This is a genomic window from Marivirga arenosa (genome assembly GCF_030503875.2).
Taxonomy (GTDB): Bacteria; Bacteroidota; Bacteroidia; order Cytophagales; family Cyclobacteriaceae; genus Marivirga; species Marivirga arenosa.
Genome location: NZ_CP129968.2, coordinates 718,123 through 730,467, shown reverse-complemented (window position 1 = coordinate 730,467; position 12,345 = coordinate 718,123). Strand labels below are relative to the sequence as shown.

The following is a 12,345-nucleotide window of genomic DNA, read 5'->3' as shown; positions in this document are numbered from 1 at the left end:
TTAATTATCTGATGAATAACAACCAGACTAATAGTAATAATGGTAGTAGGAAAGGGATTGAATATCTGATGATATAGCCAAAGAAAGATGGCATTTTGATACCCACTTGTTCTGCTATTGACTTCACCATAAAGTTGGGTCCATTTCCAATATAGGTCATAGCTCCAAAGAATACCGCAGCTATTGAAATAGCAGTTAAATCCATTACAGAATCATAATAAACTCCACCATTTGCAAATTGAGTAACCTCTGCTAATACAGAAATACTTCCTCCTTGAGAGGCCATTGCTGCTGCTAGAAAGTTTAAATATGTTGGAGCGTTATCCAAGAAGCCAGAAAGTAATCCTGTACCCCAATAAAGCGTGTTATGCGTAATTAAAGAAGCACCAGCTTCTGACTTAGCAAAATTGCCTACCAAATCTAACGCAGGCATCATCGTTCCAAATATTCCGATGAATATGAATGCGACTTCTCTGATAGGTTCAAAGCTAAATTCGTTTAAATCATGGACTTTATCTTTGGCGAATTTATAAGATAGATATGTTACGCTCAGCATAATCACTTCTCTTATATAAGAAAATTCCTGCCCTTCATAAGTAATACCCGGCACCCAGGAAAATACATTAGGATCAATAAATACAGAAACAATAATTACTGCTAACCAAATAAAGTTTCTTTTCCCGTTAATGGTAATTTTATTATCGAATACTTCTGCCTCATCTTCATCCTGACCTGATTTATTCCTTTTATCAAGGAAATAAAATGCTATAGCAAGAATAGATAATGCAAATACCCAAGCTGGCCAGTTATGCTCTAAAGTCCAGAAAAATGGCACTCCTTTTAAGAACCCTAAGAAAAGTGGTGGGTCACCAATTGGAGTTAAAGAACCACCTATATTACTTACCATGAAGATAAAGAAAATAATATGGTAAGCTTTAATTCTATTTTTATTCAACCTAATGAACGGTCTTACAAGCAACATAGAAGCACCGGTAGTTCCAATTAAATTAGCTACCACAGCACCAATTAGCAGCATAACAATATTCACAATTGGGGTTGACTTCTTATTTACTTTGATTACAATTCCACCAGATGCAATGTAAAGTGATGCTAATAAGGATATGAATTGAAAATATTCAAATGCAGCATGAACAGGACTGTGATAATTATGAAGAATAAATAAATAATAACTCACTACCAAAACGGCTAAAAGAACGGCAATTTTAGGATAATTTTTATGCCAAAAATGTTCGTAAAATAAGGGTCCTGTAGCAATCATTAATAGCAATAACACAAATGGAATAACCGTCCATGCTGGAGCTGAATGATGTTCGCCTTCTTCATTTTCTACATTTTCAGAATGATTTTCTTGCTCATCATGATCTTGGCTTTGTACCTCAACTGCTGCTTTTGAATTATTTTCAGAAGCGATTGTGGTATTTGGAACAAATAATACCGTGAAAAATAGAATTAAAAATATTGCTGAAATAGAAAATTTCGATGTTCTCATGCAAATGATTTTTCAAGAATCCTCAATTTAGGAAGTTTCCAACTAAAAAGCTTAGCTGGAAAGATTAATAATGTATTAAATTAGCTGACTTAATGCTATTTCAAATGAAGTTTTTGAAATATTAACGCTTGAGTTACTTGCCTCAAAGGTTTTACGGAGAGCTTTCTCAATTGTTCTGGAAGTATCCTCAAATATTGCCTCATCTGTAATTTCAGCGTCTGCAGTCATTAAATATGCAAATACTCGAGCCATACCACAATTCGCTATAAAATCAGGAATTACAGCCACTTTACTATCGGTAAACTCTGCAATAGGACCAAAGAAAATTTCTTTGTCTGCAAATGGAACATTAGCCCCAGCTGCAATTACTTCTAATTTCGAAGCAATCATCTCCTCCACTTGCTCTTTACTTATCAAACGAGAAGCTGCTGCAGGAATAAAAACTTCTGCTTCAAGCGACCAAATCTTTTTATTGATCTCATCAAATGGAATAATATCCTCAGATATTAGTTCATTTCCATTTCGATTAATAAATAAATCGGTTAACTCTTCAAGTGTGAATCCATCTTGATTAATTAATCCACCATTTCGATCAATTATACCTACAATTTTAACTCCAGCTTGTGCTAAGAAATAAGCTGCAGAAGCTCCAACATTACCCCAACCTTGAATAACTGCTCTTTTCTTATGAAGTTTACCTCCCCAAATATTATAATAGTGCTCAACTGATTTTGCAACACCAAAACCCGTTACCATATCGGCTACGGTGTATTTTCTTTTGATATCAGGACTATAATTAGGTGCTTCAATCACCTTGATTACTCCTTGTCTCAACTGACCTAACTTCTTTATTTTTTCGGGTTCAGTAGCGTTGTAATGACCATTTACAACCCCTTCTTGAGGGTGCCACAAACCATATTCCTCTGTGATTGGAATTACTTCATGAATTTCATCAACATTCAAATCACCCCCTGTACCGTAGTAATTTTTTAATAATGGATAAACTGCTTTATACCATCTTTCTAATACTCCTTTTTTACGCGGGTCAGATGGGTCAAAATTGATACCTGATTTTGCACCACCTATTTCTGGACCTGAAACAGTAAATTTCACTTCCATAGTTTTGGCTAATGATTCCACCTCATGTTTATCCAGTCCAGGACGCATTCTTGTTCCTCCTCCGGCAGCACCACCTCTAAGTGAATTGATTACAACCCAACCCTCTGCTTCAGTTTCAGAATCTTTCCATTCAAATACTACTTCAGGTCGTTTATTCTCAAATTTCTCTAAGAGTTCTTTCATATTTTTTCAATTTTAGTCGTTCCGTAAAAAATAAGATGAAATTATTCATCTGAGTATCTAAAAGGCCAAAACTACAAAAATTAATTTCAAAAACGGCCTAGCTTTTGACCAGATATACTATTAATGTGAGCACCGGTAACTGAGGAAAAAGTATTGTATTCATTTCTCACATTTAAAACTCCTAAAAATGCAAAAATCAATGCTTCCTTATAATTTTTGATTTCAGTAGTGGTCAATTCGATTCTATATTCACTCCCCAATTTTTCAGTTAAACTTTTGATTAGATATTGATTAAAAGCCCCACCTCCGGTAAAAAGAATAGCCCCTTCTTTCTTACTTTGTTTAACAGATTTGCTAATCTGAAAAGCAATATGTTCAACTGCAGTTGCTAACATATCCTCAATTGAATACCGATTCGAGTCGATTTTACTTAAAATCTCTGGTTCCAACTGCTCAATGCCTAGGCTTTTTGGTGGCTTCTGATTCAGAAAACTAAAACTATTCCATTGGTTCAAAAGAGTCTTTTTTAATTCACCTTTTTGAGCTAGAGCACCGTCCTTATCAAATTCTAAGTTTTTTAACTGAGCTAAGCGGTTCAGTAAAATATTACAAATGCATATATCATAGGCAATTCTATCACCATTCGAATCTTCAAAGGATAAATTCGCTATCCCACCTAAATTGATACAAATTTCATAATCTGAAAATAATAATTGGTCTCCTATAGGTACTAGTGGCGCCCCTTGCCCGCCATTTGCAATATCTAATGTTCTAAAATCAGAAATAACAGGAAGTTTAGTAATGCTATGTAGAAAATTCGCATTCCCAATTTGAACTGTTAGGTCATTTGCTGGGTCATGAAAAACAGTATGACCATGAGAAGCAATAAAGTCAACCTGATGATTATTTCTATTTATAAAGCTATGAACAGTATCACCGAAATATTTCCCTAATTCAACATCTAAATAATGTAGATCTAAAGCTGACATTTCGATTGAATTTTTTAATTTATTTTTAAGTTCAATAGGATAACCTACAGTTTCACAATCAATTATTGACCAGTTCCATTTGCCAGCATCAGAAATATCAAATTGACAAAAAGCAATATCCAATCCATCAAGAGAAGTTCCAGACATTAAGCCAACCACTTTATAAGTATGCATTTGAGTAATTTTAATTAATTTTAGAACTGAAAAACGAATTTATGAACTTAGTCATTGACGTAGGTAATACTAAAATCAAGTTAGGTTTTTTTAATGAAGAGAAGTTAAAAGAAGTTAAAATTTTTGATCAACTGTCAGATGTTAAAACTTTTATAAAAACTTATTCGCTAGAAAATGTCATCATTTCAAGTGTAAGAATCTCATATGAAGAAATTTTGAATGAAATTGAAATCAATCAAAACCCTATTTTACTTGATTATATAACGGCTTTACCTTTTGAAAATCTATATAAATCCGAAACCATTGGTTTAGATAGAATTGCAGCAGTTGCTGGTGCTCAAGCATTGTATCCTGATCATAATATTATAGTAATCGACTTAGGTACTTGCATAACCTATGAAGTTCTGGAAAATGGAAAAAAATATTACGGAGGTGCTATTTCGCCAGGATTATTCATGAGATTTCAGAGTATGCATAATTTTACAGCACGTTTACCGTTGGTAAAGCCTGAAAGCAATTTCAACTTCATAGCCGACAATACTATTGAGGCCATGCAAAGTGGAGTTGCTTTCGGAATTCAGGCAGAGATAGACACTTACATTCAAGAAGTTAAAAGAAAATATTCACCGCTTACGTCAATAATTACCGGTGGAGATGCAAAATTCTTTGAAACTAAATTAAAAGAGCCCATCTTTGCAATCCCTGAATTAGTTTTAGTGGGTTTAAATGCAATTTTAAGATATAATGCGTCAATTTAAAACCGGTTTATTAGCCAGTATTTTTTCCGTAATATTTGTATCATCATCATTTTCTCAGGATTTGGTTTCACCATATTCGGCTTATGGTGTGGGTCTGGTTTCTGAAAAAGGATATGTTGCTAACAATGGAATGGGCAATGCAGGAATTGCATATCAAAGCCCTTGGTTTATCCCAGTGTTAAACCCAGCACTATTAGGAGGGCAACAATTCACCTCATTTGAAGCTGGATTAAATATCTCTCAAAATAATATAAGTGATGAAGCTACAAGATTTACCCAAATCAATGGTGGATTAAAATATGCTACATTGGCTTTTCCTATTATACCAGGTAAATATGCAGTTTCAGTAGCTTTAAGACCTCTTTCATCCAAAAACTATGAGATTAAAAGGAATAGTTCTAACCAAATTACTGATCCTCAAGCAAGCCTTTCAAGATTTAAAGGTGAGGGTACAATATCACAATTGAGTCTAGCTAATGGGTGGAACATAACTAAAAATATTGCGATTGGTGCTGAGGCCAACTATAATTTTGGAAAGTTAACAGACAGAACCATTTATCAAGATATCATAAATGAAGGTGATACCTTAAGGGTTCCCTATTTAGTATCAGCTGAATACACCGATAATTTCTCTGATTTCTCATTTACATTAGGAACTAACTTTAGAACCAAAATTGGTGAGAACTATTTATCATTTGGGGCTACTTATGATGTGCAAGCTAACTTAAATACAAATAGAAATACATTTTTACAGATATTAAGCCTGCAAGAGGTTCCATTACGGAATGAAGAAAATGAAAACGCATTTTTAGAAAATGATATTGAAGGTACTACTGTATTACCTCAAAAAATAGGGGTAGGTTTAAGCTATATTAAGTTAACAGCATGGGCTATATCAGCTGATTTCTCTTATCAAGATTGGTCTGACTACAGCAGTTTTGGTATAGCTGACAACAACTTTGGCGAGCAAATGGAATTAAAAATTGGTGGTGAGTTCACCCCTGATGTGAAATCTGGCACAAAGTATTATGAAAGAGTAACTTACAGGGCAGGTCTTAACATTTCTAATGGTCCGCTAGTTATAAACAACACTTCAATTAATTCATTTGGCATAACTTTTGGTTCCTCATTACCTATAAACAATCTTTCAAACGTAAATCTAGCGTTTGAAGTAGGACAAAGAGGAACACTTTTGAACAACTTAGTTCAAGAGAATTATTTGAATTTAAATTTGAGTTTTACTTTTAACGATAGATGGTTTTTAAGAAGACAGTTTGATTAAATTTTAAGAAAGATGAAAAGAATTCTATTAACATTAGCATTTTTAATAGGTGCGCAAGCAGTTATGCTTGGACAGGACGGTTGGAATTGGCCTGAGGACCCAGACAAGAAAAATAAAGCAATGGAGAAAAATGCGCTTTATTCTGATATGTTAACAGCAGAAAAATATGAAGCTGCTAAAGCACCTTTAGATTGGTTATTAAAAGAAACTCCAGACCTCAACCCTTCTATTTACATTCAGGGAGTTAAAGTTTATGAGAACTTAGCTGAAACCACAACGGGTCAAAGACAAAAGAACATTCAGGATTCTGTTGTATTACTTTATGATTTAAGGATGAAGTATTTCAACGATGTTGAAAATGTTACCAACAGAAAAGCGAATGATGCTTATAATGTATGGAAAGATAGAAAAGATAAATACGAAGAGCTTTACAAAATCGAGAAAGAAGCAATCGAAATGTTAGGAGCAAAAAGTTTCTCTTCTAACACTATATACTATATGGATGCAGCCAGAAGATATAAGCTAACTGGTGGTGATCTTACTGACTTGGATATTATTGCAATATATGATCAAGTTCAAGATATCTTAGATCAGATGTTAGCGGATGGTGAGAGCGCGCAAAAAATCCAAAAAGCTAGAGACTATATTGAAAAACTATTCAACGCATCTGTCACTATCGATTGTAACATCATAGACACTAAGCTTTATCCTAAGTTTGTTGAAGATGGTAAGCAGTTAGAAGATGCTGAGAGAATTGTAAAATTTGCCTTAGCAGGTGGATGTACCAGTTCTGATTCTTTTATTGATGCAGCAAAAATTGTTCAAGCAAATACTCCTGAATTCGGATTATCTAGAATGATTGCTTTAAAATCTAAAGCTAGTGGTGATATGGAAGAAGCTGAAAAATACTTCCAAGAGGCTTTGAAATATTCAGAAGACAACATCAAAAAAGCTGATGTATATCTTGAATTATCAGATTTAGCTTCTAAAAGTGGTAATAAATCAAAAGCAAGAAGCTACGCTTATGATGCATTAGATGCTGATCCTTCAAGAAAAGAAGCCTACACATTAATCGGTGACCTTTATTTAAAAAGTTTCACTGATTGTAAAGGTGGACAGGATGTAGTGAAAGATAGAGCGGTATATATTGCAGCTTACAAAATGTATCAATTGGGTGGAGATGCAAATAGAATGAATGTTGCCAAAGAGCAATTTCCATCAAAAGAAGATATATTTAACTATAATTATTCAGTTGGACAAGAAGTGTCTGTTGGATGTTGGATAGGTGAAACTGTTCAAGTTCAAACCAGAGACTAATACATAAATAAAATCATTAAAAGCGGTCTTGAATTCTAAATCATGACCGCTTTTTTTATTTTTGCCCTATGAAACATTTTTTCATTTTATTATTAATTTTATTGAGTTTTGCCTGCGGATCAGGGCTTCAAGAGAATAAAAGCTTTGAAGAATACTCTGGACCTATCATGGAAGCTGACTCAGTGGAAATATTATATTCCGATTCTGCTAAAGTAAGAGTAATTGTAAAAGCTTCTAAGCAATATGATTATGAAAATGGGGACCGAGAATTCCCTAATGATATTTTTATTGAATTTTATGAGCCAGATGGGACCTTATCCTCAACTCTTGAAGCAAATTCTGCCTATCATACAAAAGAGACTGATATCTATAAAGCAGAAGGAGACGTTGAAGTTATAGGGTATATTGAGCCTCGAAAGTTAAATTCTGAAGAATTATTCTGGGAGCCGCAAAAGGAAGAAATTTATACTGAAAAGTTTGTAAGAATTCAGTCTGAAGATCAAATTTCAACCGGTACTGGTTTAAGAGCTAAACAAGATTTCTCAAGTTATCGTATTTTAAATCCTAGTGGTACTATCTACTTAGACGAACAAGAAACGGATTCGATAGACAATGACAATCAAGAAGAAGTTAAAACTGAGGCAAGTTCAAATAAACAGCTAGATGATTCTCAACCACTTCCGAAAAAGAAAAATCTATGAGTCCAAAGCAAAATAAACAAGAAACTGAAAATAAAGGACCAAAGCCAAATTTCATTATTGTGGGATTAGCTTTTGCACTTTTTGTTATTGGTATTCATCAATCTTTAACCGTAGGCTTTGAATATTCCTATTGGATTTTTATGTTATCCATAAGTCTGTTACTTTTACAAAGATACCTCAGACAAAAAAAGAAAACTGAGGGTTAGTTCTAATTTAATATGGAGAGCAGTTATCTTATTTACATCATTATTTCATTACTCTTTTCTGCATTTTTTTCCGGAATTGAAATAGCTTTCATTTCTTCCAATAAACTGCATATTGAATTACAGAGCCAGCAAGGAATAATTTCCGGTAAAATATTATCGAAATTTATTGAAAGGCCTTCCTCATTTATAGGAACTACCTTAATCGGAAACACCATTTCATTGGTTGTATATGGTATTTATATGGCTAAAATGATTGAACCTTTTTTAGTAGGCAATCTGCCACTATTTTTTCAAAATGATGTTTTCATTCTTCTAGCTCAAACTGTTATATCTACAATCTTTGTACTATTTGTAGCTGAATTTACGCCTAAAAGCATATTCTTATTAAACCCCAATGGCTTATTATCCTTTTTTGCTTTGCCATTATGGTTGATTTACTACATCACTTACCCTATTGTATTTTTCATAGTAAACCTATCAAAGATCTTTATAAAATATGTTTTAAGATTAAAATACGAAGAAGACAAACCTGTATTCGGACTTACTGATTTAGATCATTTCGTTAAAAATACTGTTCAGCTCGACCATCAGGAAAGTAAAGTTGAGCTTGATAAGAAAATTTTTAATAATGCCTTAGAATTTAAAACCATAAAGGTCAGAGAGTGTATGATTCCTAGAACTGAGGTGGTTGCTGTTGATATTGAAGACTCTATTGAAGAATTAAAAGAGGCATTTACCGAAAGCGGGCATTCAAAAGTATTGATTTATAAAGAATCGATTGACGATGTAATTGGATACTGCCACTCCTTAGCGTTATTCAAAAAACCAGGTGATATAAAGGAGATTCTAACTCCAATTATTATTGTACCTGAAACTATGCCAGCAAATGAATTAATGATTCAATTTATCCAGGAACACAAAAGCTTAGCATTGGTAGTGGATGAATTTGGTGGAACTTCGGGTATCGTAAGTTTGGAAGACATCATTGAAGAAATTTTTGGTGAAATACAAGATGAGCATGATGACGAAGATCTAGTGGAAGAAAAAGTATCCGCGAACACCTTCATTTTCAGTGCCCGCCTAGAAATTGACTACATAAATGATAAATATGCATTAGGCATTCCAGAAGGTGACTATGATACTTTAGGTGGCTTTATTTTATCAATTACAGAGAATTTCCCTATCCTAAAAGAAGAAGTTAGCAGCCCTCCTTTTCGATTTATAATCGAAAGTATGGAAGAAAACAGAATTAATCTTGTAAAACTAATCATCATTAACCCAGAATAAGCAAAAAGTAATAAATGGAATCACTTTGATATTAATCATTTATACTATTATTTTGCGGTTCTTTGAAATAAACAAACATGGGAGTATTTAATACACTAAGAGTAAAAATGGGGTCGGTATTGATCGCCCTAATTGGATTATCCATTTTAGCTTTCTTGCTAACTGATTTGCTTGGGCCTGACTCAATGCTATTAGGTGGAGGCAGATCAAATGATGTTGGTGAAATTGCTGGTGAAACCATCAATCTGCCTGAGTATCAGCAAAAAGTGGAAGAATTCAAAAATAACTTTAGAGCGGGTAATGGTAGAGCACCTTCTGATCAAGAAATGTCATCTATTCGTCAGAGAGCATGGGACTATCTAATCGTTGAAAAAGCTTTTCAAAAGCAATATGACGAATTAGGTCTTGTTGTAACTGATGCGGAATTAGTAGACATGGTACAGGGTGATAACATCAGCCCAATTGTAAGACAAAACTTTACAAATCCTGAAACTGGAGAATTTAACAAAGAACAAGTTGTTAATATCATCAGAAACATTGCACAAGCTCCTGCTGAGCAACAAGCGCAATGGTATTCATTTGAATCATCACTAGTTCCTGCTAGAGCAAGAACGAAATATGATGAGTTGATGATTGGTTCGACTTATATTACAACAGCTGAAGCACAAAGAGCTTACCAGGATCAAACTGAATCAGCTGAGGTTGAATACTTATATATTCCTTTTTACTCAGTACAAGACTCTTTAGTGTCTCCTTCAGATTCTGAATTAAAAAAATATTTCAACGATAATATTGAGAAATATGAAACTGATGCATCTAGAACTATCAGTTATGTAGGTTTTGAATTACTACCTTCTGGTGAGGATTCAACTTACATCAGAGAAGAAGTTGAGGAGCTTAAAAAGGAGTTTCAAACTGTTGAAGATGATTCAGCTTATGCAAGAATCAATTCTGATAGAAGTAACTCATTCAGAACTTACCCAATTGCTCAACTTCCAAGAATATTAGCTTCTAACACTAATATTTTAAAAGAAGGTGATGTGATCGGACCGTATATTGAAGATGGTGCTTACATCTTATATAAAACTTCTAAAATTTATGATGACACTGTAGCTTCAGTGAAGGCTAGCCATATCTTAATTGAAGCTGAGGATGATTCTGATGAGGCTGATGCTAAAGCGAAGCAAGAAGCTCAAGAGGTATTACAAAAAGCTAGAAGCGGACAAGATTTCGCTGAATTAGCTAAAGAATATAGTGATGGCCCTTCTGCTACTAGAGGTGGTGACTTAGGATGGTTCAAAGAAGGAGCTATGGTTGATGAATTCAACGCAGCTGTTTTTGCTAAAAATGGAACTGGTGTTATCAATAGAGTTGTAAAAACTCAGTATGGTTACCACATCATTAATGTTACTGAAGAGAAAACAGCTAAAACTTACAAAATAGCGACTATCTACAGAGATATCCTTCCTTCAGAAAGTACAAGAGATAATTTATACAGACAAGCAGATTTATTTGCTGCATCAAACGTTAATTACTCTGAATTTACTGCTTCAGCAAACAAAGAAGGATACAGAGTTAGAAGTTCTGGTAAAATGTCACCTAATCAAACTACCATTGGTACTTTAGGATCTTCTAGACCAATCGTAAGATGGGCATTCACTGATGCTTCAGTAGGGCAAGTTTCAGAAGTTTTTGAAACTGACAATTATTTCGTAGTTGCGGTTTTAACTAATGAAACTGAAAAAGGTGAGGCTGATTTTGACGCTGTTAGAGCAATCGTTTCAAGAGAATTGAGACAAAAAATGAAAGCAGATATCATTAAAGAAAAAGTATCTGGTTTATCAGGAACTTTAAATGAGATGGCTGCTGCTTATGGTGATGATGCCAATGTTTTCTCTACTACTGATGTTAAAATATCTTCAGGTTCTTTACCTAATGTAGGACAAGCGCCAGAGGTTATTGGTACTATTTTCGGAATAGAATTAAACAAGCAATCGAAACCTTTAGAGGCAAATAATGGTATAGTAGTCTTAAGTGTTACAAATAGAACACCAGCTCCTGAGATTGCAGATTATAACACTTACAAAGAACAGTTAGCTCAAAGAAGATCTAATGCAGTTTCTTTTGAGATCAAATCAGCAATTGAAGAAAAAGCAGATATAGTAGACCTAAGATATAAGTTCTATTAATTTATTAAATACTTAATATTTTAAGGGGCTAAAAAGCCCCTTTTTTTATGAATAAGAAAAAAGGATTGTGAGTTATGAGTACAGAAAAAGAAATTCAATCTTTCAGAGAAAAGTTGGAGGCCGTTTCAGAATGGCCAAGCTTATATATGTTTAAATTTATCGTTTTGGCTGAAAACCAAGATGAGATAAAAGAAATATTTGAGAATCATGAAGTAATAGTAAAGCCTTCAAGTAAAGGGAAATATGTGAGCCTTACTATTAAAATGCTTGCTGGTTCAGCCGAGCAAATCATTGAAAAATATATGGAGACCAATAAAGTGAAAGGTGTTATAGCATTATAAGCTTTTATCGTAACAAATGAATTTTATAGCGGTTAGAATAATATAAAAAACTAGAATTATGTGGAAAGAAGAAAATAATACGCTAAAAAGAACATTTGAATTTAAAGATTTTACTGAAGCTTTCGGCTTCATGGCTAAAGTTGCCATTATTGCTGAAAAGATGGGCCATCACCCTAATTGGTCGAATGTATATAATAAAGTTAGTTTTGAATTGACTACACATGATGAAGGCAATACTGTGACCGAAAAAGATAAAAAGCTAGCTGAAGAAATTGACAAATTAGTTTAA

At 33.7% G+C, this 12,345-nt stretch carries 12 protein-coding genes; 9 read left to right on the top strand and 3 right to left on the bottom strand.

Translation table 11 applies throughout. From position 1 onward, the window contains the following. Positions 1-4: 4 nt before the first annotated feature. From QYS47_RS03130 to QYS47_RS03120, 3 genes are all read right to left on the bottom strand, one after another. Positions 5-1,510 (bottom strand): sodium:proton antiporter, encoded by a 1,506-nt coding sequence (locus QYS47_RS03130; protein ID WP_322347691.1) that lies wholly within the window; start codon positions 1,508-1,510, stop codon positions 5-7. Between the two features lie 75 nt (positions 1,511-1,585). Then, positions 1,586-2,812, bottom strand: coding sequence for a Glu/Leu/Phe/Val dehydrogenase dimerization domain-containing protein (locus QYS47_RS03125; protein ID WP_308357819.1), 1,227 nt, complete (start codon positions 2,810-2,812; stop codon positions 1,586-1,588). 86 nt (positions 2,813-2,898) lie between these two features. Further along, complete coding sequence (locus tag QYS47_RS03120; protein WP_302127955.1) at positions 2,899-3,975, bottom strand: anhydro-N-acetylmuramic acid kinase; 1,077 nt, start codon at positions 3,973-3,975, stop codon at positions 2,899-2,901. Between the two features lie 41 nt (positions 3,976-4,016). Between QYS47_RS03120 and QYS47_RS03115 the strand changes: the two genes are divergently transcribed. The 9 genes from QYS47_RS03115 (at position 4,017) to QYS47_RS03075 (ending at position 12,345) form a co-directional block, all read left to right on the top strand. Next, entirely contained in the window at positions 4,017-4,733 is a 717-nt protein-coding gene (locus QYS47_RS03115; protein WP_322347690.1) for a type III pantothenate kinase, read from the top strand. Continuing rightward, positions 4,720-6,015: a hypothetical protein gene (locus QYS47_RS03110; protein ID WP_322347689.1), complete on the top strand. Its 1,296-nt coding sequence runs from the start codon at positions 4,720-4,722 to the stop codon at positions 6,013-6,015. Before QYS47_RS03115 ends, QYS47_RS03110 begins: the two co-directional genes overlap by 14 nt. 12 nt (positions 6,016-6,027) lie before the next feature. Continuing rightward, entirely contained in the window at positions 6,028-7,332 is a 1,305-nt protein-coding gene (locus tag QYS47_RS03105) for a tetratricopeptide repeat protein (RefSeq protein WP_322347688.1), read from the top strand. A 68-nt stretch (positions 7,333-7,400) separates the two neighbouring features. Further along, positions 7,401-8,033, top strand: a complete 633-nt coding sequence (gene lptC, locus QYS47_RS03100) for an LPS export ABC transporter periplasmic protein LptC (protein ID WP_322347687.1) — start codon at positions 7,401-7,403, stop codon at positions 8,031-8,033. Next, entirely contained in the window at positions 8,030-8,239 is a 210-nt protein-coding gene (locus tag QYS47_RS03095) for a hypothetical protein (RefSeq protein ID WP_302127962.1), read from the top strand. Before lptC ends, QYS47_RS03095 begins: the two co-directional genes overlap by 4 nt. Before the next feature lie 12 nt (positions 8,240-8,251). Next, positions 8,252-9,526 carry a hemolysin family protein gene (locus tag QYS47_RS03090; RefSeq protein ID WP_308357825.1) on the top strand — a complete coding sequence of 425 codons (1,275 nt, stop codon included), beginning with the start codon at positions 8,252-8,254 and terminating at the stop codon, positions 9,524-9,526. Between the two features lie 77 nt (positions 9,527-9,603). Continuing rightward, on the top strand, positions 9,604-11,715 hold the full coding sequence (locus tag QYS47_RS03085; RefSeq protein ID WP_322347686.1) for a peptidylprolyl isomerase: 2,112 nt from the start codon (positions 9,604-9,606) through the stop codon (positions 11,713-11,715). 74 nt (positions 11,716-11,789) lie between these two features. Then, a complete protein-coding gene (locus QYS47_RS03080) occupies positions 11,790-12,056 on the top strand; it encodes a DUF493 domain-containing protein (RefSeq protein WP_302127965.1) in 267 nt (88 codons plus the stop codon). A gap of 58 nt (positions 12,057-12,114) precedes the next feature. After that, positions 12,115-12,345: a 4a-hydroxytetrahydrobiopterin dehydratase gene (locus tag QYS47_RS03075; protein WP_302103252.1), complete on the top strand. Its 231-nt coding sequence runs from the start codon at positions 12,115-12,117 to the stop codon at positions 12,343-12,345.

Excerpts from the sequence above, each read along its gene's own strand:
- QYS47_RS03130 (WP_322347691.1), bottom strand. The coding sequence starts at position 1,510 with ATGAGAACATCGAAATTTTCTATTTCAGCAATATTTTTAATTCTATTT.
- QYS47_RS03125 (WP_308357819.1), bottom strand. The coding sequence starts at position 2,812 with ATGAAAGAACTCTTAGAGAAATTTGAGAATAAACGACCTGAAGTAGTA.
- QYS47_RS03120 (WP_302127955.1), bottom strand. The coding sequence starts at position 3,975 with ATGCATACTTATAAAGTGGTTGGCTTAATGTCTGGAACTTCTCTTGAT.
- QYS47_RS03115 (WP_322347690.1), top strand. The coding sequence starts at position 4,017 with ATGAACTTAGTCATTGACGTAGGTAATACTAAAATCAAGTTAGGTTTT.
- QYS47_RS03110 (WP_322347689.1), top strand. The coding sequence starts at position 4,720 with ATGCGTCAATTTAAAACCGGTTTATTAGCCAGTATTTTTTCCGTAATA.
- QYS47_RS03105 (WP_322347688.1), top strand. The coding sequence starts at position 6,028 with ATGAAAAGAATTCTATTAACATTAGCATTTTTAATAGGTGCGCAAGCA.
- lptC (WP_322347687.1), top strand. The coding sequence starts at position 7,401 with ATGAAACATTTTTTCATTTTATTATTAATTTTATTGAGTTTTGCCTGC.
- QYS47_RS03095 (WP_302127962.1), top strand. The coding sequence starts at position 8,030 with ATGAGTCCAAAGCAAAATAAACAAGAAACTGAAAATAAAGGACCAAAG.
- QYS47_RS03090 (WP_308357825.1), top strand. The coding sequence starts at position 8,252 with ATGGAGAGCAGTTATCTTATTTACATCATTATTTCATTACTCTTTTCT.
- QYS47_RS03085 (WP_322347686.1), top strand. The coding sequence starts at position 9,604 with ATGGGAGTATTTAATACACTAAGAGTAAAAATGGGGTCGGTATTGATC.
- QYS47_RS03080 (WP_302127965.1), top strand. The coding sequence starts at position 11,790 with ATGAGTACAGAAAAAGAAATTCAATCTTTCAGAGAAAAGTTGGAGGCC.
- QYS47_RS03075 (WP_302103252.1), top strand. The coding sequence starts at position 12,115 with ATGTGGAAAGAAGAAAATAATACGCTAAAAAGAACATTTGAATTTAAA.